The 18,342-nt window shown below is 72.7% G+C and carries 19 protein-coding genes; 9 read left to right on the forward strand and 10 right to left on the reverse strand.

Features of this window, described 5'->3' with window-relative positions; all coding sequences use genetic code 11:
* Nucleotides 1–75 precede the first annotated feature (75 nt).
* Together OG780_RS30475 and OG780_RS30480 are read right to left on the reverse strand one after the other, a co-directional pair.
* On the reverse strand, nucleotides 76–951 hold the full coding sequence (locus OG780_RS30475; protein WP_328453537.1) for a chitosanase: 876 nt from the start codon (nucleotides 949–951) through the stop codon (nucleotides 76–78).
* Nucleotides 952–1,308: 357 nt separating this feature from the next.
* Nucleotides 1,309–2,229 (reverse strand): rhomboid family intramembrane serine protease, encoded by a 921-nt coding sequence (locus OG780_RS30480; RefSeq protein ID WP_328453539.1) that lies wholly within the window; start codon nucleotides 2,227–2,229, stop codon nucleotides 1,309–1,311.
* 263 nt (nucleotides 2,230–2,492) lie between these two features.
* Here OG780_RS30480 and qcrB point away from each other — a divergent pair, with 263 nt between their 5' ends.
* On the forward strand, nucleotides 2,493–4,214 hold the full coding sequence (gene qcrB, locus OG780_RS30485) for a cytochrome bc1 complex cytochrome b subunit (protein ID WP_328453541.1): 1,722 nt from the start codon (nucleotides 2,493–2,495) through the stop codon (nucleotides 4,212–4,214).
* Here the strand turns inward: qcrB and OG780_RS30490 are convergent.
* Nucleotides 4,186–5,187 carry an acyl-CoA dehydrogenase family protein gene (locus OG780_RS30490; RefSeq protein ID WP_328453543.1) on the reverse strand — a complete coding sequence of 334 codons (1,002 nt, stop codon included), beginning with the start codon at nucleotides 5,185–5,187 and terminating at the stop codon, nucleotides 4,186–4,188. The two genes, qcrB and OG780_RS30490, sit on opposite strands and share 29 nt — an antisense overlap.
* Complete coding sequence (locus OG780_RS30495) at nucleotides 5,187–6,332, reverse strand: acyl-CoA dehydrogenase family protein (RefSeq protein WP_328453545.1); 1,146 nt, start codon at nucleotides 6,330–6,332, stop codon at nucleotides 5,187–5,189. The genes OG780_RS30490 and OG780_RS30495 overlap by 1 nt, the downstream gene beginning before the upstream one ends.
* A gap of 58 nt (nucleotides 6,333–6,390) precedes the next feature.
* Between OG780_RS30495 and OG780_RS30500 the strand changes: the two genes are divergently transcribed.
* From OG780_RS30500 to OG780_RS30510, 3 genes are read left to right on the forward strand one after another with little or no spacing between them, the layout of a single operon-like run.
* Complete coding sequence (locus OG780_RS30500; protein ID WP_328453547.1) at nucleotides 6,391–7,182, forward strand: SDR family oxidoreductase; 792 nt, start codon at nucleotides 6,391–6,393, stop codon at nucleotides 7,180–7,182.
* 15 nt (nucleotides 7,183–7,197) lie between these two features.
* A complete protein-coding gene (locus tag OG780_RS30505; RefSeq protein WP_328453549.1) occupies nucleotides 7,198–7,815 on the forward strand; it encodes a TetR/AcrR family transcriptional regulator in 618 nt (205 codons plus the stop codon).
* A gap of 29 nt (nucleotides 7,816–7,844) precedes the next feature.
* Entirely contained in the window at nucleotides 7,845–9,002 is a 1,158-nt protein-coding gene (locus OG780_RS30510; protein WP_328453551.1) for an acetyl-CoA C-acetyltransferase, read from the forward strand.
* A 22-nt stretch (nucleotides 9,003–9,024) separates the two neighbouring features.
* On the opposite strand, the gene OG780_RS30515 is transcribed toward OG780_RS30510, so the two are convergent.
* Genes OG780_RS30515 through OG780_RS30530 form a run of 4 tightly spaced genes read right to left on the reverse strand, consistent with a single transcriptional unit; the run spans nucleotide 9,025 to nucleotide 12,462 of the window.
* Nucleotides 9,025–10,077, reverse strand: coding sequence for an NAD(P)H-dependent flavin oxidoreductase (locus OG780_RS30515; RefSeq protein WP_328453553.1), 1,053 nt, complete (start codon nucleotides 10,075–10,077; stop codon nucleotides 9,025–9,027).
* Nucleotides 10,077–10,850 (reverse strand): CoA-transferase subunit beta, encoded by a 774-nt coding sequence (locus OG780_RS30520; protein ID WP_328453555.1) that lies wholly within the window; start codon nucleotides 10,848–10,850, stop codon nucleotides 10,077–10,079. The genes OG780_RS30515 and OG780_RS30520 overlap by 1 nt, the downstream gene beginning before the upstream one ends.
* Nucleotides 10,847–11,713 carry a CoA transferase subunit A gene (locus OG780_RS30525; protein WP_328453557.1) on the reverse strand — a complete coding sequence of 289 codons (867 nt, stop codon included), beginning with the start codon at nucleotides 11,711–11,713 and terminating at the stop codon, nucleotides 10,847–10,849. The genes OG780_RS30520 and OG780_RS30525 overlap by 4 nt, the downstream gene beginning before the upstream one ends.
* Nucleotides 11,710–12,462, reverse strand: coding sequence for an enoyl-CoA hydratase family protein (locus tag OG780_RS30530; protein ID WP_328453560.1), 753 nt, complete (start codon nucleotides 12,460–12,462; stop codon nucleotides 11,710–11,712). The genes OG780_RS30525 and OG780_RS30530 overlap by 4 nt, the downstream gene beginning before the upstream one ends.
* A gap of 100 nt (nucleotides 12,463–12,562) precedes the next feature.
* On the opposite strand from OG780_RS30530, the gene OG780_RS30535 reads away from it, so the two are divergent.
* Entirely contained in the window at nucleotides 12,563–13,339 is a 777-nt protein-coding gene (locus OG780_RS30535; protein ID WP_443062339.1) for an SDR family oxidoreductase, read from the forward strand.
* Entirely contained in the window at nucleotides 13,336–14,250 is a 915-nt protein-coding gene (locus tag OG780_RS30540; RefSeq protein ID WP_328453562.1) for an SDR family oxidoreductase, read from the forward strand. Before OG780_RS30535 ends, OG780_RS30540 begins: the two co-directional genes overlap by 4 nt.
* 3 nt (nucleotides 14,251–14,253) lie before the next feature.
* Here the strand turns inward: OG780_RS30540 and OG780_RS30545 are convergent, their stop codons facing one another.
* Together OG780_RS30545 and OG780_RS30550 are read right to left on the reverse strand one after the other, a co-directional pair.
* Nucleotides 14,254–15,000 carry an ankyrin repeat domain-containing protein gene (locus tag OG780_RS30545; protein WP_328453564.1) on the reverse strand — a complete coding sequence of 249 codons (747 nt, stop codon included), beginning with the start codon at nucleotides 14,998–15,000 and terminating at the stop codon, nucleotides 14,254–14,256.
* A gap of 121 nt (nucleotides 15,001–15,121) precedes the next feature.
* Entirely contained in the window at nucleotides 15,122–16,015 is an 894-nt protein-coding gene (locus tag OG780_RS30550) for a hypothetical protein (protein WP_328453566.1), read from the reverse strand.
* Nucleotides 16,016–16,319: 304 nt separating this feature from the next.
* Here OG780_RS30550 and OG780_RS30555 point away from each other — a divergent pair, with 304 nt between their 5' ends.
* The 3 genes from OG780_RS30555 to OG780_RS30565 all read left to right on the forward strand — a co-directional run bounded on the left by OG780_RS30555 (nucleotide 16,320) and on the right by OG780_RS30565 (nucleotide 18,247).
* Nucleotides 16,320–17,102 (forward strand): S1 family peptidase, encoded by a 783-nt coding sequence (locus OG780_RS30555; RefSeq protein ID WP_328453568.1) that lies wholly within the window; start codon nucleotides 16,320–16,322, stop codon nucleotides 17,100–17,102.
* Between the two features lie 198 nt (nucleotides 17,103–17,300).
* Nucleotides 17,301–17,810, forward strand: coding sequence for a GNAT family N-acetyltransferase (locus OG780_RS30560; protein ID WP_328453570.1), 510 nt, complete (start codon nucleotides 17,301–17,303; stop codon nucleotides 17,808–17,810).
* Nucleotides 17,811–17,821: 11 nt separating this feature from the next.
* Entirely contained in the window at nucleotides 17,822–18,247 is a 426-nt protein-coding gene (locus OG780_RS30565; protein WP_328453572.1) for a chorismate mutase, read from the forward strand.
* Nucleotides 18,248–18,342 lie beyond the last annotated feature (95 nt).

An 18,342-nucleotide genomic window follows, 5' to 3' on the forward strand; every position in this document is an offset into this window, starting at 1 on the left:
GAGACGGCGCCTGCCCCACTGTCCCCGACCGGACGACTGGGCAGGCGCCGCCGCATGTCCGCACCCGCCCGGCGCCTACGGCACGCGGTAGGTCTCGCCGTACACCTTCCACTCCAGCGGGGTGCGCAGGCCGAGGTTCCCCTCGTCGAGGAACCGGCGCTGGGCCGTGTCGACGCGGGTGGTGTCACGGCCGGGGTCTCCGGACTTCATGGCCGCGCGCCGGATGTCCAGGAAGGCGCCGAGGTACGTCTTCTCGTCGCCGCCCTCGGACGGCGGGTCCGCCTCGCGCAGGGTGCGCTCGCGCAGCCCGTGGAAGCTGTGGCCGCCGGTGCCCGGACCGTGCATCACCATGGCGTCGTAGTAGAGGAACTGGCCGAGCGTGCCGAGGCCGTCGAGCTTGGCGATCCGGACGGCGGGGCCGAAGTAGACCCGGTCGCGCTCGGAGTCCTGGGCCCCGCGGAACGCGGCGAGGGTGGCCTCGTGGCGCCAGGCCGCGGTGAAGCCCGGGTCCAGACCCTCGTGGGAGTCCGTGCCGTCGACCTCGCGCAGGGCCGGGAGATAGCGGGCGAGCCCGTTGCCCGGATGCGCCCGGGTGTAGCGCTCGACGAGGGTGAGCAGGTCGTGGGTGCCGGTGCAGAAGCCGACGACGCCAGCCGTGTAGCCCTGGCCGTCACCGATGTCCTCGATGTAGCCGTACGCCTCGTGCCAGTTCAGCGTGGAGTTCTCGGCACTCGCCACGATCTGCTGGGCGAGCTCCTTCTCGGCCGGAGCGGCGAGGCCCGCCGGCATGTCGGCGACACGCTCGTCGTCGGCCGTCCGCTCCGCCCTGTCCTTCGCACGGGACCGCGACGCGGCCGAGGGGCCGCCCCTGGCGTCGGCCGTGGTGAGGTGGACCGCCGCCGTGATCAGCAGGAGGGCGAGGGCGATGAACAGATAACCCGCGCGTTTCATGCCGCACACGGTACGCAGGGCCGACGGGACCGGTGGGAAGGCCGGGGGGCCGCACGGGTGGTGCACAGATGTGCCATCGGGACCCGGCACGCGCGCCGCTTCGGCCACGTCACCGGTCCGGCCACCGGAGCGTTCGGGCCAGGCGTTCGGGCCAGGCCTTCCGGGCGGGGCACGCGTCGCGTCCGGGCGGTGCCCGATCCGCGTGCGGCCGTCGACCCGCCCCGGGCACCGCGGAGGGGATCCGTGCCGGGCATCGCGGCGCGGGCCCGCCTCCCGCACCGGGACGGGGGTCCGTGCCGGGCATCCATCGCGGCGGGGTTCCGTGCCGGGCGCGGGCTCCCGCCGTTCGCTCCCGTGCTACACAGCACCCGTCCGCAGCGCCGACACCTTCAGCACGGTGAGGACCACCAGCAGGGCGAGAAGGCCCACGCAGACGGACGCCTGGATCAGGTTCCGACGGTGGTCGCGGGGAGCGTACGCGTAGGCGACGGTCACGAGCCCGCCCGCCAGCAGCCCGCCCAGGTGCCCCTGCCAGGACGTGAGCCCCGCCGAGATCAGGAGCCAGATCAGCAGGCCCGCCATGAACCGGTTGATGTTCCCCATGTCCGCGCCCAGGCGGCGGCCCATCACGTAGTACGCGGCGCTGATGCCGAAGATCGCGCCGGACGCGCCGATCGTCTGCTCGTCCGGGGCGATCAGCAGCACGAGGACCGAGCCGCCGAGCGCCGACAGCAGATACAGCGCGAGATAGCGGACCCGGCCGAGCTGGGACTCGACGATCCGGCCGACGTTCCACAGCGCGAACATGTTCATCACGATGTGGGCGATCCCGAACGTGCCCTCCGTGGGCGGCAGATGCAGGAACGCGCCGGTCAGCAGCCGGTACCACTCCCCGTCGACGAGGCCCTCCGCGTGGTAGGACGCGGGGTACGCGGCGTCCCAGAGGTAGTGGAGCCCGTCCGAGTCCACCAGACCCGCGCCGAGCATCGAGAACCGGTCCACGACCGAGGCGCGCAGCAGTTCGGCCAGATAGGCCAGCACGTTCAGGCCGATGAGGACGTACGTCACCGTCGGCACCGTCGATATCCGGCCGCCGAAGGCCGTGCGGGCCTGCCGGACGGACCTCGCGCCCTCCTTCACGCACTCCACGCACTGATGGCCGACGGCCGCCTCGCGCATACAGCTCGGACATATGTAGCGGTCGCATCGGGTGCAGCGCACATGCGACTCCACCTTGGGGTGGCGGTAGCAGGTGGTGACGGCGGACTCGGACTCCACGGCCGGCTCCTAGGAACGCACGGGTACAGGGGAAAGTGAGCCGGTGGGGACGGCGATGATCAAAATATCCAACGTGACGGACGGCGGGTAACGGCAGGGCTACGATTCGCGGCGGCCGCCGGGGAACGCCGGTGCCCGCGCCGGGGATCGACCGGCGCCGTGACGTCAAACCCTGCCGGCTTCGTGGCCAACACCGCACCCGTGACGCCCCGTTGGCTTCGACCGCCCGGCGTGCCACCCTGGTGGGCCGAGGGGAGCGGCGAATGGGCGCACGAGAGATCGACTCCGGCCGGACCGCGGGGACTTCGGCGGACAGGGCACCCGGGGGCGGGACCGCGCAGGCCTCGGGCGGTACGGGGACCGCACGGGCCCGGCGCGCCCCGGAGAGCGGCAAAGGGGAGAGGCTCGCCGACTGGGCCGACGGACGGCTGGGTGTCTACTCACTCGCCAAGGCCAACATGCGCAAGGTCTTCCCGGACCACTGGTCGTTCATGCTGGGCGAGGTCTGCCTCTACAGCTTCCTCGTCCTGATCCTCACCGGCATCTATCTGACCCTGTTCTTCGAGCCGAGCGGCGTCGAGGTCGTCTACCACGGCTCCTACGGGCCGCTGAACGGCATCGTCATGACACGGGCCTACGAGTCCACGCTCGACATCAGCTTCGACGTGCGCGGCGGGCTGCTGATCCGGCAGATCCACCACTGGGCGGCGCTCGTCTTCCTCGCCGGGATGCTCGTGCACATGATGCGGGTGTTCTTCACCGGCGCGTTCCGCAAGCCCCGCGAGGTCAACTGGCTCTTCGGCTGGACCCTGCTGATGCTCGGCCTGATCACCGGGCTGACCGGCTACTCGCTCCCCGACGACCTGCTCTCCGGCACCGGCGTCCGCTTCGCGCAGGGCGCGATCCTGTCCATCCCGGTGGTGGGGACGTACATCTCCTTCTTCCTGTTCGGCGGCGAGTTCCCGGGGCACGACATCATCCCCCGGTTCTTCCCGATCCACGTCCTGCTGCTGCCGGGCATCATGCTGGGACTGGTCGTCGCCCATCTGATCCTGGTCTTCTACCACAAGCACACGCAGTACCCGGGGCCCGGACGGGACCAGAAGTCGGTCGTCGGCATGCCGTTCATGCCCGTCTACATGGCGAAGGCCGGCGGCTTCTTCTTCCTGGTCTTCGGCGTCCTGTCGGTCATGGGCGCGATCGCCACCATCAACCCCGTGTGGGCGTTCGGGCCCTACCGCCCCGACCTGGTGACCACCGGCGCACAGCCCGACTGGTACCTCGGCTTCTCCGAAGGGCTCATCCGCGTGATGCCGGGATGGGAGATCAACGCCTTCGGCCACACCCTCCAACTGGGCGTCTTCATCCCCTTCTCGCTCTTCCCGCTCATCATGGCCGCCATCGCCGTCTACCCGTTCATCGAGGCCTGGGTCACCGGCGACCGGCGCGAGCACCACATCCTGGACCGGCCGCGCAACGTGCCCACCCGCACCGCCCTCGGCGTCGCCTGGCTGACGCTGTACGCCGTCCTGCTGGTCGGCGGCGGCAACGACCTGTGGGCCACCCACTTCCACCTGTCGATCAACGCGATCACCTGGTTCGTCCGCGTCGCCGTCTTCGCCGGACCGGCACTCGCCTACGTCCTCACGAAACGGATCTGCCTGGGGCTGCAACGCGCCGACCGCGACATGGTGCTGCACGGACGCGAGTCCGGCACGATCAAGATGCTGCCGCACGGCGAGTACGTCGAGGTCCACGAACCCCTCACCCAGGCCCGGCGGTTCACCCTCACCCAGCACGAACAGCCGCCGCCCTACGAGGTCGGCCCGCTCGTCGACGCGAACGGCGTGGCCCGCCGCGTCGGCCCGGCCAGGAGGCTGCGCGCCCGGCTGGCGCGCGCCCTGTACGGGCCCGGCACCAGGATCCCGAAGCCCACGGCGGAGGAGTACCGGGCGCTCACGAGCGGGGACGACCAGCACCACTGAGGCCGGCCAGCGCCTCGGCCCTGCACTCGGCCGGGGTGCCCCAGGCCGTCCGCAGGGCGCGGGCCTTGGTGAACCAGAGGGACAGGTCGTACTCGGCCGTGTAACCGATCGCGCCGTGCAGCTGCAACGCGGCCCGCGCCGTGGCGTACGCGGCCTCGCACGCCGTGACCTTCGCGGCGGCGACCTCCGCCGGCGCCATCGACAGCGCGGCCCCGAACAGCAGCGGGCGCGCGAACTCCAGGGCGATCATCGCGTCCGCGAGCCGGTGCTTGACCGCCTGGAACGAGGCGACGGGAACACCGAACTGGGTCCGCCGCCCGACGTACGCGACGGTCCGGCCGAGGAGCGCGAGGCCCACCCCGAGGGCCTGGGCCGCTGTGGCGAGCCGGGCCCAGACCAGCGCCCGGACCGCGGCGCGGGCGACCTGAGGGCCCGCGGCCAGGAGTTCGCCGCCGACCTGCGCACGCGCGAGCCTGCGGGCCCGGTCCACGGACACCCGCACCGGGCCGGGGCCGGGCGCGAGCCACAGACCCCGGCCGTCCACCGCGAGCAGCACCGTCGCCGCGTCCGCGTCGAGCGCCGGAGCACCGTCCGGGGCGAACGTGGCCACGCTCTTGCCCGAGGCGAGCCCCGGCAGCAGCCGTTCGGCCGGACCCGGCTCGCCCAGCGCGCTCAGCTCGCCCAGCAGTACGGCGGCGGCCACCGTCTCCACCACCGGACCCGGAACCGCGTGCCGGCCCAACTCCACAAAAGCGACCGCCAGTTCCACCGGAAGCAGGCCCACCCCCTCGTACACCTCCGGGACCGCCAGAGCGAACACGCCCGCCTCGGCCAGCCGCGACCACAGGACCCGCCCCGGTGCGTGGTCGCCGTCCGCCCACGCCCGCACCGCCGAGGGCGTGTCCGCGGACGCCAGCATCGCGTCCAGGGACGAGGCGAAGGCCCGCTGTTCGGCGTCGAGCAGGAAGCGCATCAGCGGCGGCCCTTCGGAAGACCGAGCAGCCGCTCGGCGACGATGTCGCGCTGGATCTCGTTCGTCCCCGCGTAGATCGGGCCCGCGAGCGCGAAGACGTACCCCTCGCACCACCCGCTGTCCGCGAACTCGCCCTCGGCGCCCATCAGATCGAGCGCCGTCTCGTGCAGCGCGATGTCCAGCTCCGACCAGAACACCTTGTTCAGGCTGGACTCCGGACCGATGCCCTCCCCTTCGAGCAACCGGGAGGCATGGGCGTACGCGAAGAGCTGGTAGGCGCGCGCGCCGATCACCGCGTCGGCCACCCGGTCGCGCAGGGCCGAGTCGGACGGGTCGCCGTGGGCGTGCCACAACGCGGCCAGCCGGTCCGCGGCGGCCAGGAAACGGCCCGGCGAACGCAACGTCAGACCGCGCTCGTCACCCGCCGTCGACATCGCCACCCGCCAGCCCTGCCCCGGTTCGCCGATCACGTCCTCGTCGGGGACGAACACATCGTCCAGGAACAGCTCCGCGAAGGCCGGCCTGCCGTCCAGGCGCCCGATCGGGCGGACCGTCACACCCGGCGCGCGCAGGTCGAACATCAGGTACGTCAGGCCCTGGTGGGGTTTCGCCAGGCCCGGCTCACTGCGGAACAGGCCGAAGGCGCGATCGGCGAACGCGGCCCGCGACGACCACGTCTTCAGCCCCCGCAGCAGCCAGCCGCCGTCCACCCGCACCGCGCGCGATCTCAGCGAGGCCAGGTCCGAACCCGCCTCGGGCTCGGACCAGGCCTGCGCCCAGACCACCTCGCCCGTGGCCATCGAAGGCAGCACACGCGCGCGCTGCTCCGCGGTGCCGTGGCCGAAGAGGGTCGGCGCGAGCAGGCTGATGCCGTTCTGCCCGACCCGGCCCGGCGCGCCCGCCGCGTGGTACTCCTCCTCGAACGCCAGCCAGCGCACGAGGTCTGCGTCCCGGCCGCCGTACTCCGCCGGCCACGACACCACCGACCAGCGGTCCGCGGCCAGTTCGGCCTCCCACGCGCGGTGCGCCGCGAAGCCCTCCGCGGTCTCCAGGGAGGGCAGCGCGGACGCCGGGACATGGGCGTCCAGCCAGGCCCGGGCCTCGGCGCGGAACGCCTCGTCCGCGGGGGAGCGGGTGAGATCCATCGGCGGCACCTTCCGGCGGAGCTTCCCTAACAAGTGTTTGGTAGGTTAGCTTGGAGTCATGAGCGACGTCGAGAGCCCGGCGTACATACCCGGCCACGGACTGCTGAAGGGCCGTAGCGCCGTCATCACCGCCGCGGCGGGCGCCGGTATCGGCGGAGCCACGGCACGCCGGTTCCTGGAGGAGGGTGCCCGCGTCCTGATCAGCGACGCGCACACCCGCCGGCTCAAGGAGACCGCCGAGACCCTGGCTGCGGAGTTCGGCCCCGGACAGGTGACCGCACTGCCCTGCGACGTCACCGCCGAGGACCAGGTCCAGGCCCTCTTCGACACCGCCGAGCACCTCCACGGCCGACTGGACATCGTCGTCAACAACGCGGGCCTCGGCGGCACCGCGTCCCTCGTCGACATGACCGACGACCAGTGGTCCAAGGTCCTCGACGTGACCCTGAACGGCACCTTCCGCTGCACCCGGGCCGCCCTCGTACGGCTCAAGGAACACGGCGGCGGAGGAGTCGTCGTCAACAACGCCTCCGTCGTCGGCTGGCGCGCCCAGTCCGGACAGGCCCACTACGCCGCGGCGAAAGCCGGCGTCATGGCCCTCACCCGCTGCGCCGCGATCGAGGCCGCCGCGTACGGCGTCCGCGTCAACGCCGTCTCGCCCAGCCTCGCCCTGCACCCCCACCTGGTGAAGGTCACCACCCCCGAACTCCTGGAGGAGCTCACCGCCCGCGAGGCCTTCGGCCGCCACGCCGAACCCTGGGAGGTGGCCAACGTGATCGTGTTCCTCGCCTCCGGCTACTCCTCGTACCTCACCGGCGAGGTCGTGTCCGTGAGCAGCCAGCACGCGTAAGGCGACAATGACCGCGTGCCTACCAAGAAGAAGCCCCAGGTGACCGCCACCCCCGAGCGCCGCCGCGAACTCCTCGGAACCGCCGCCGAGGTGTTCGCCGAACAGGGCTACAACGCCACGACCGTCCGCAAGATCGCGGACGAGGCCGGGATGCTCGCGGGCAGCCTCTACTACCACTTCGACTCCAAGGAATCGATGCTGGAGGAGATCCTGCGGACCTTCCTCGACGAGCTCTGGGACGGCTACGACACCGTCCTCGGCGCCGGACTCGGACCCCGGGAAACCCTGGAAGCCCTGGTCACCGAATCCTTCCGGGAGATCGACCGGCACCGCGCCGCCGTCGCGATCTACCAGAAGGAGTCCCGCCACCTCGTGGCACAGCAGCGCTTCGCCTTCCTCGCCGAGTCCCAGCGCAACTTCGAGAAGGCCTGGCTGAGCACCCTGGAACGCGGAGTCGACGCCGGGATCTTCCGCGCCGACCTCGACATCCGCCTCACCTACCGCTTCGTGCGCGACACCGTGTGGGTCGCCGCCTCCTGGTACCGGCCCGGCGGTCAGCACAGCCCCGAGGAGATCGCCCGGCAGTACCTGTCGATGGTGCTCGACGGCATCTCCGTCCGCGAGGAGACGTAAGCGAACCACTCACCCCCAAGGGAGTCGTCATGGCCGAGGCCTACATCGTCGAAGCGGTCCGTACGCCCGTCGGGCGCCGAAGGGGAGGACTCGGCGCGGTCCACCCGGCCGACCTCGGCGCGCACGTACTCAAAGCCCTTGTCGAACGCTGCGGTGTGGACCCGGCCGCCGTCGAGGACGTCGTCCTCGGCTGCCTGGACACGGTCGGGCCGCAGGCCGGGGACATCGCCCGCACGAGCTGGCTGGCCGCCGGACTGCCCGAGGAGGTCCCCGGAGTCACCGTCGACCGGCAGTGCGGCTCCTCCCAGCAGGCCGTGCACTTCGCCGCCCAGGCCGTCCTCTCCGGCACCCAGGACCTCGTCGTCGCCGGCGGCGTGCAGAACATGACCCAGATACCCATCGCCTTCGCCTCCCGTCAGGCCGCCGAACCCCTCGGCCTCACCGAAGGCCCCTTCGCGGGCAGCGAGGGCTGGCGCGCACGCTACGGCGACCGCCCCGTCAACCAGTTCCACGGCGCCGAACTCATCGCCGCCAAATGGGGCATCAGCCGCCGCGACCAGGAGGAGTTCGCCCTCCGCTCCCATCAGCGCGCGATCCGCGCCGCCGACGAGGGCCGCTTCGCCCGCGAGACCGTACCCCTCGCCGGCGTCACCGCGGACGAGGGACCCCGCCGCGACACCACCCTGGAGAAGATGGCGGCCCTGAAGCCTGTCGTCGAGGGCGGCACCATCACCGCCGCCTGCTCCTCCCAGGTCTCCGACGGCGCCGCCGCGATGCTGCTCGCCTCCGAACGGGCGGTCCGTGAACACGGCCTCACCCCCCGCGCCCGCGTCCACCATCTCTCCGCACGCGGCGAGGACCCCATCCGGATGCTCTCGGCCCCCATCCCGGCCACCGCCCACGCCCTGAAGAAGACCGGCATGTCCATCGGTGACATCGACCTCGTCGAGATCAACGAGGCGTTCGCTCCGGTCGTCCTCGCCTGGCTCAAGGAGACCGGCGCGGACCCCGCGAAGGTCAACGTCAACGGCGGCGCGATCGCCCTCGGCCACCCGCTCGGCGCCACGGGCGTACGGCTGATGACCACGCTTCTGCACGAACTGGAGCGCACCGGCGGCCGGTTCGGACTCCAGACGATGTGCGAGGGCGGCGGCCAGGCGAACGTGACGATCATCGAACGGATCTGACGGCTGTCACACCTCGTCGTGTTCACCAGCGACCTGTGGGAAGACCGCTGAGGGCCGCCCCCGCTTCCGTCATCACCCGCTCGACCAGTTCCGCGCACGACGGCAGATCCCCGATCACCCCGGCAACCTGCCCCGACGCCATCACCCCCAGATCCGTCCGGCCGTCCACCATCGACGACTTCAGGAGCATCGGGGTGTTGGCGGCGAGCAGGACCTGACTCCAGGACAGGTCCCTGCCGTGCTTCATGGCGAGGCCGTCACGGATCATGCGGGACCAGGAGAGGCCGGAGATCCGCCGGAACCCGGCCGCGTGGCGCACGGCCCGGACGAACGCCCTCGTGCGGCCCGCCCGCTCCAGCGCGTCGACGAGCTCACTGCGCAGCATGCGGTGCGGCAGCCCGTCCACGGCCGTCGTCAGCGTCACGTCCTTGACCGTCGCCGCCAGGTACCGCGCCTTCACCGCGTCGGGGACGGTCGAGTCGGAGGTCAGCAGGAACCGCGTGCCCATCGCGATGCCCGCCGCCCCGTAGGCCAGCGCCGCCACCAGCCCCCGCCCGTCGTGGAAGCCGCCCGCCGCCACCACCGGGATGTCCACGGCGTCCACCACCTGGGGCAGCAGCACGCTCGTCGCCACCTCCCCGGTGTGGCCGCCGCCCTCACCGCCCTGCACGATCACCGCGTCGGCACCCCAGGCGGCCACCTTCTCGGCGTGCCGCCGGGCGCCGACGGACGGCACGACGACCACCCCCGCCTCCTTCAGCCCGGCGATCAGCTCGCGGGACGGGGCGAGCGCGAACGACGCGACCCGCACACCCTCGTCGACGATGATCCGCACCCGGTCGCCCGCGTCCCCGGCGTCGGCGCGCAGATTCACGCCGAAGGGCCGGTCCGTGCGCGACTTGACCTCCCGCACGGCGTCACGGAGCTGGTCGAGCGTCATCGTCGCCGAGGCCAGGATGCCCAGCGCCCCCGCGTTCGCCGTCGCCGAGACCAGACGGGGCCCCGCCACCCAGCCCATGCCGGTCTGCACGACGGGATGCCGGACACCGACGAGCCGGGTCAGCGCGGTCTCCATCAGCGCCCGCCCCCGCCCGGACCGCCGGTCGAGGTGCCCCGCGGATCGGGCACCTCGCGTTCACGCCGACCGGCCGGGTCGAGCACCGTGCGGATCAACTCCAGCTCCTCCGCGGTCGGTTCGCGGGTGAACGGCACTTCGTCCGGGACCGTCAGCCCGAACCCCGTCGCCTCCCCGACCTGCTCGACGCTCACGCCCGGGTGGACGGACACCAGCCGCATCGAGTGATCGGGCGTCGCGAAGTCCAGGACGGCCAGGTCGGTCACCACACGGGGGAGACGATGGAAGCGGGTGGCGCTCGGCCCGGCGGCCCCGGCCCGGTCGTACCCCACCCCGCACACCAGGTCGACCCGCTCCACGAACACCCGCCGGGAATGCCGCGGGATCCAGTAACTCGTCGGATTGTTCAGGGTGTTGACCGGCGCGCCGCGCACGCCGAGCAGCTGGCGCCGGGGCCGGGACCAGTCGCCGACGCACGCGATGTTCTGGTTGCCGAACCGGTCGATCTGACTCGCGCCCATCATCACGTGCCGCCGCCCGCCGGTCACCGCCGTCAGGTGCCTGCGGTACGGCAGCCAGCCCTCCGGGGTGCCGTCGGGACCGACGAGCAGCGCCTCACCGTCGGTCAGCAGCAGATCCGGCGAGAAGGTGTGCCGGGCCAGCCGGGCGCCGACGGACGGGATCAGGCCCATCGGACTGGCGAGCACCTCGCCGTTGTCCCGCCACGCCTCGGCGCACGCGATCACGCAGTACTCGGCCCGGGTGACGCTCACTGGTCCCGCTCCTTCCGCCAGGTGCGCACGGCACTCTGATAGACCTCCTCGCCGCCGCCGAGGAACCGCTCGGCGAACTCGGCGTACGGCGTGGTCGCGTACAGCTTCTGGAAGGCCTCGTCCCGTCCGTAGTCCGGCACGCACGAGGTGAAGTGCGCCCCGTTCGGCGTCTCCACCACACCGGTCACGAAGGAACGCTGGAGCAGCAGGGTCTGCGGCGCCGCCTCCTTCGTCAGCTCCGCCGTGTCCACGATCCGCTCGCAGGAGACGTACGCCGCGTCCGCCGCCTCGCAGAACAGGTCGTCGAAGTACGGATCGGGTCCCAGATACTGGCCGTTGCCCGCGCGGTCCGCCCGGTTCATGTGGACCAGGGCCGCGTCCAGACGCAGCGCGGGCATCGCGAGGAGTTCCTCCCGTATCCCCGAGACCGGGTCCGGATACGGCGAGGTGACCGTCCGCAGACCTGGATCGACCCGCATCACGTCCGAGCCGAGCCCCGCGCGCACCGGGAGGAACGGCAGCCGGTTCGCCGCCGCGTGCAGCCCCCACATGAACATCGCCTCGTCCACCTCCCTCAGCTCGAACGCGCCGCGCTCGCGGGCCGCGCGGTAGTGCGGTTCGAGCGGGACGGAGTCGAGCGTCACGAAGGCGGTGACCAGGGTGCGGATCCGGCCGGCGGCGGCGAGCAGCCCGACGTCCGGGCCGCCGTACGACACGACGGTCAGATCGGTGATCTCGCTGCGGAGCAGCGCTCTCACCAGGGCCATCGGCTTGCGGCGCGAGCCCCAGCCGCCGATGCCGAGCGTCATCCCGCTCTCCAGCCGGCCGACGACGTCCTGCGCCGACATGGTCTTGTCGCTCACCGGGGGGCCTCCTTGCCGAAGGTGTCACGGACGCGGGCGGCCACACCGGCCAGAGCGGCCTCGAAGGTGAAGCCCTGCTCGAAGCGGTAGCTGCGGCGCACGTCGACGGGATCGATGCCGTTGATGGCGGCCTTGGCGAGCCGGACGAGCTGCCCGTCCTTGGCCGCGATCTCTCGCGCCAGCTCCAGCGCCGCCGCCCGCAGCTCCCCGCCCGGCACGACCCGCCACACCGAGCCGTGCGCGTGCAGCTCGGCCGCCGTCACCGTGCGCGAGGTGTAGTACAGGACCCGCATCAGATGCTGCGGGACGAGACGCGCCAGATGCGTGGCCGCCCCGAGCGCGCCGCGATCCAGCTCGGGCAGACCGAAGACGGCGTCCTCGCTCGCCACGATCGCGTCCGCGTTCCCCACCAGCCCGATGCCGCCGCCCAGACAGAAACCGTGCACCGCGGCCACGACGGGCACCTCGCACTCGTACACCGCGGCGAAGGCCTCGGCGCAGCCGCGGTTCGCGCCGATCAGCGCCCCCCGGCCGGTGGGGTCGCGCTGGAGCTCCTTGATGTCGACGCCCGCGTTGAACCCGCGCCCCTCCGCTCTCAGGACGACACAGCGGACCCCCGGGTCGCCGCCCGCCGCGCGCACGGCGTCGGCGAGGTCGAACCAGCCCCGCACCGGCAGCGCGTTCACCGGCGGGAAGTCGACCGTGACGACGGAAATCCCCTTTTCCGGGGACGAGGTGGAGACACCCATGGGCACATCAGCTACCTTTCCACCAAACGTTTGTTAGGTGTGATGCGAAGCTAGCAGCGATCGCGGTCGCGCGGGAGGCCCTGTGGACAACCCGGACACCATGGACCGGCCCGGATCCGCCGTGGACCTCGGCGGCCGGACCGTCGTCGTCACCGGCGGCACCCGAGGCGTCGGCGCGGGCATCACCCGCGCCTTCCAGCGAGCCGGCGCCCACGTCGTGGTCTGCGCCCGACGGCCGCCCGAAGCCCCCCTCGGCAAGGCCGACTTCGTCCCCCTCGACCTGCGCGACCCGGCCGAGGTACAGGCCTTCTTCGACGCACTGCCCCGGCTCGACGTCCTGGTCAACAACGCGGGCGGCGCCCCCTACCGGCCGCTGGCCGAGGCCGACGCCGAGCGGCACGCCCGGGTGATCGAGCTCAACCTCACCGCCCCGCTCGCCGCGTCGATCGCGGCCCGCGACCACCTCAGGCGGAACCGGGGCTCGATCGTGATGATCGGCAGCGTGAGCGGATCGCGCCCCTCGCCCGGCTCCGCGGCCTACGGCGCCGCCAAGGCGGGACTGGAGCACCTGGCCCGCTCGATGGCCGTCGAGTGGGCGCCGGAGATCCGGGTCAACACCCTGGTCGTCGGCATGGTCCGCACCGAACTGGCCCATCTGCACTACGGCGGCGAGGACGGCCTGGCCGCCGTCGCCCGCACCGTCCCGCTGGGCCGCCTCGCCCAGCCGTCCGACGTCGGCGCCGCCGCCGTCTTCCTCGCCTCCGAAGCCGCCGCCTACATCAGCGGCGCCTCACTCCTCGTCCACGGAGGCGGGGAACGCCCCGCCTTCCTCGACGCCGCCACCGCCAACAAGGACCAGCGGGGAGAAACACGATGAGCGCACGACGGCTGTGCGAGGGGCGGGTCGTGATCGTCACGGGCGCGGGCCGCGGGCTCGGCAGGGCACACGCCCTGGCGTACGCCGCGGAGGGCGCCCGGCTCGTCGTCAACGACCTCGGCGTCGGCCTCGACGGCACCCCCGCGGCGGACAGCCCGGCCCGGCGGGTGGCCGACGAGATCCGCGCGGCGGGCGGCGAGGCGGTCGCCCACGGCGGCGACATCGCGACGGCCGACGGCGCCGCGTCCCTCGTCCGCACCGCCCTGGAGACCTACGGGAGGCTCGACACCCTCGTCAACAACGCCGGATTCCTGCGCGACCGCATGCTGGTCAACCTCGACGAGGACGACTGGGACGCCGTCATGCGGGTCCACCTGAAGGGCCACTTCCTGCCACTCAGGCAGGCGGCGGCACACTGGCGCGCGGAGGCGAAGGCGGGCCGCGCGCCCGACGCCAGGGTCGTCAACACCAGCAGCGGCGCGGGCCTGCTCGGGTCGGTCGGGCAGGGCAACTACAGCGCTGCCAAGGCCGGCATCGTCGCCCTGACACTGGTCGCGGCGGCCGAGATGGAACGCCACGGCGTCCAGGTCAACGCCATCGCCCCGGCCGCCCGCACGCGGATGACCGAGCGCACCTTCGCCGACACCATGGCGGCCCCCGGCAGCGGATTCGACGCCATGGACCCCGGCAACGTCTCCCCGCTGGTCGTCTGGCTCGGATCGGCCGCCAGCGCCGGGGTCACCGGCCGCGTCTTCGAGACCGAGGGCGGCAGGATCACGGTGATGGAGGGCTGGCGGCCGGGCCCCAGCGCCGACAAGGGCGCCCGGTGGACCCCGGCGGAAGCCGGCGAGACGGCCCGCGAACTCCTGACGCGGGCCGGGACTCCCGGGGCGGTGTACGGGGCGCGGTGAGCCTCAGCGCCCGGAGCGGGTCGTGCTCGCCTTCAGCAGGGCGACGATCTCCGCGTGACCGGTCTGGAGGTCGTCACCCGCGAACGGCCGGCCCCGGGCGTCCAGGAGCCGGACCTCGACGACGACGCCCTCGGGCGAAGGACGCCGGTGGGTGACGAAAGCGTGGCCGGAGCCGTGCGCGCGGGCCAGCCCCTCCCGCAGCTCCGCCTCGACGCCGACGCCGAGCAGTCGGCGGGCCTCCGCCAGCGCCTCGCCCCGCGCGCCCGCCCCGTGCGCGAGCAGCGCCCGCACACAACCGGCCGAACCCCGGTGCGCCGCCGTCACCAGCGGGGGCTCGCCCGCCGGTCCGGGCCGGCCCGGGTCCGCGCCCGCCCCGAGGAGCGCCTCCGCGACGGCGGTGTGACCCCGCCGCAGGGCCCAGGTCAGCGCGGTGAAACCGAACGCCTCCACGGTGTCCGGGTACGCTCCCGCCGACAACAGGGCGCGTACCACCTCGGTATGACCGCCGCAGGCCGCGCCGCACAGCGGAGCGTCCGTGCCCAGACTCAGCCGGTCGGGCTCGGCGCCGGCGGCCAGCAGCAGCCGCACGACGCCGGGCCGGTCGCTCACCGCCGCCAGATACAGGGCGCTCTGGCCGTCCTCGTCGACCGCCTCCGGGCTCACCCCGGCACGCAGCAGCCGTACGACCGCGTCCTCGTCCCCCTCGTACACGGCGGGGAAGAGGAGTGCGGTGGGGTCGTTCGTGCTCATCCTTCGACCCTCGCTCGCCACGGACACGCGAGGCAAAGGCTTTCGGGGTGTTCTGCCTCACCCGGCCCGTCCCCCGGTGCCACGAACGGCGCACTCGCGGGGCGGCGCACGGGGCCGGCCCTCAGGTGTCGCACTCCAGCACCGTCCGGCACAGCGCGCACCGCGCCCGTACCCGGCCCCGGACCGGCACCCTGATGCGCTGGTGGCAGGTGGGGCACGGGAAGGAGACACGCAGCGGTCCGCGGTCGTCGGGCGCGAAGGTGTAGGGCACGCCGGAGTGCTCGGGGGTGTGGTGCTCCTGGGCGTGGCGCCGGTCCCTGGCGTAACGGCGCCGCCCCGCCCAGCCGGCCGCGGTCAGCGGGGGCTGCCGCCCGTCACGCAGGGCCAGCTCCATGCCCTTGGTGTACGCGGTGTACGCCTGCGGGCTGGTGAACCACACCGAGGGGTCCTCGCCGAAGACCAGAGCGCGCTTGGCGAGGACGTAACCGAACTCCTCGGGTGTCAGATAGCCGAGCTTCTGCGAGGACGCGGCGTCCTCGCGGTAGGCGTCGAGAAGGAGCCAGCCCGCGCCGAGGTAGGCCGCGGCGGTGTCGGTGAGGATCTCGGTGTCGCGGGTGCCGGGGAACGAGAGGTCCAGGCGGTGCAGATAGACGTGCATCACCTCGTGGGCGAGGGCGGCGCCGATGTCCCTGCGATGGGTGCGGAAGCGGTCGTTGAGCTCGATGAAGTACTCGGGTCCCGCGGCGAGTTCGACATGCGCCGCGTGGGTCATCTCGCGGAAGCCGACGATCATCCGGGCGTCCGGCAGCCGGTAGTGCCGCACCATCTCACGGGCGACGCGCTGCGCGCCCAGATGCAGGTCGTCGACGTCCGCGAAGGCCACGTCGGCGGGCGCCACGCTGGTCGCGAAGGTGTGGACGGTGTCGTACGTGAGCCGCTTGTAGAGCGCGGTGACCGATGCCCGCACCGTGTCCAGATGCGGGTAGCCGTGCTCGACGGGTCCGCCGTTCGCCACGCCCGCACCCCCAGAAGACGCCGGAACTCCTCTCCACTGTAAGCGGGGTTCCGCTCGGCGGCGGCGGCGCGGGGCGAGCGGGGATCCGCCTGGAGGCGGCGGCGCGGGGGGAGTGGGGTTCCGCCCGGAGACGGGGGCGCGGGCAAGTGGGGCGCCGCGCGGGCCGGGCGGCGGCTGGCCGGAATGAGGCTCTTGCCCGCCGCGGCGGCCGGTCCTCATAATCCCCACCAGCTTGGCAGGTGCATGCCATTCAGCATTCCCCGTGCACCCGCCCTGCCGACAACCCCCCACGAAAGGAAGCACGTTGAAGTCTCTCAGGAAGTACGGCGTCGTCAGAAGACTGCTCACCGTCGCCGCGGTCGCCCTCGCCACCGTCTCCCTCCAGCCGACGGCCGCACACGCCGCACCCGCACCCGTCGTCGGCGGCACCCGCGCCGCCCAGGGCGAATTCCCCTTCATGGTCCGCCTCTCCATGGGCTGCGGCGGCGCCCTCTACACCCAGAGCATCGTCCTGACCGCCGCGCACTGCGTGAACGGCTCCGGCACCAACACCTCCATCACCGCCACCGCCGGCGTCGTGGACCTCCAGAGCAGCAGCGCCGTCAAGGTCAAGTCCACCAAGGTGCTCCAGGCCCCCGGCTACACCGGCAAGGGCAAGGACTGGGCCCTCATCAAACTCGCCACGCCCATCGCCCTGCCCACCCTGAAGATCGCCACCAACACCGCCTACAACAACGGCAACTTCACCGTCGCCGGCTGGGGCGCCACCCGCGAAGGCGGCGCACAGCAGCGCTACCTGCTCAAGGCCACCGTCCCCTTCGTCGACGACGCCACCTGCAAGCAGGCGTACGGCAGCGACCTCGTCCCCGGCGACGAGATCTGCGCCGGATTCGTCGCCCAGGGCGGCGTCGACACCTGCCAGGGCGACTCCGGCGGACCCATGTTCCGCAAGGACGACACGGGCGCCTACATCCAGGTCGGCATCGTGAGCTGGGGCGAGGGCTGCGCCGAGCCCGGATACCCCGGCGTGTACAGCGAGGTCTCGACCTTCGCCGCCGACATAGCCAGAGCGGCCGCCGGCCTCTGACCCCGCCTGCCGCACAGTTCGCTCCACCCGCACCATTCGTGTGACCCGTACGCGCGGCGCCCGCCACCCAGTCGCGGGCGCCGCCGCACGAAGGCCCGCCGAGGGGCGTGTACGGCGCACAGGGGAGTGGCGAACGGTGAGTGCGCGGCGGTAAAAACCGGATCCGCCTCCCGTCCTCGGACGGGCATACTCGCTGCCATGACCAGCCCACACCAGCCGCCCGTCACCGCGTCCCTGCTGATCGGCGCCAAGGACGCCGCACTGCAACAGCGCCTCGACGACGAACTCACCGCCTTCAACGCGAAGGCGACCGGCGCAGGCGACCCCGAACCGATCTCCGTCAAGGTGACCGACACCGACGGGGAACTCGTCGGCGGGCTCACCGCCTGGGTGTGGGGCAGCTGCTGCGCGGTCGACATGCTCTGGGTACGAGCCGACCAGCGCCACGCAGGCTGGGGCGGCAAGCTGCTCCGCGCAGCCGAGGAGGAGAGCGCCCGGCGCGGCTGCACCGAGATGATCGTCTCCTCCTTCACCTTCCAGGCCCCCGACTTCTACCGTGGCCACGGCTACCGGGAGACCGGCCGCACCGACGGCATCCCGGGCGGACACCAGGACGTGCACTTCCACAAGGTGCTCACCGCCCCACGCACCCAGCCCCACCTCGACCGGGCCCCGGCGCCGATGATCGAGCACCCGCGGGCCACGTAGGGTTGGCTGTCATGACCACCAGCACGCCCCAGGAAGCCGGCCCCGACGTCAGAGCGGAGCTCGCCCGGCTGCGCGACAGCATCGACAACATCGACGCCGCCGTCGTCCACATGCTCGCCGAACGCTTCAAATGCACCCAGCAGGTCGGCCACCTCAAGGCCGCCCACCAGCTTCCGCCCGCCGACCCCTCCCGTGAGGCCCACCAGATCGCCCGGCTGCGCCGCCTGGCCGAGAGCGCGAAGCTCGACCCGGCCTTCGCCGAGAAGCTGCTGAACTTCATCATCGCCGAGGTCATCCGGCACCACGAGCGCATCGCGGACGACGCGGGCGGCGGCACGATCGCCACGGCCGGCACGACCGACCCGACCGCCGACACCGCCACGACCGGCGCGGCCACCACGACCGGCGCAGCCGACCCGGCCGATACACGGGAGTGACAGCGGCGGCCCGCCGCTCCGCCGCCCCGGCCACCCCTCCCGCGCCCCTGACCGCAGCCCGTGACCAGGTGGCGTCAATGCGCATATACCGGACC

It is taken from the genome of Streptomyces sp. NBC_00386, from assembly GCF_036063235.1.
GTDB lineage: Bacteria > Actinomycetota > Actinomycetes > Streptomycetales > Streptomycetaceae > Streptomyces.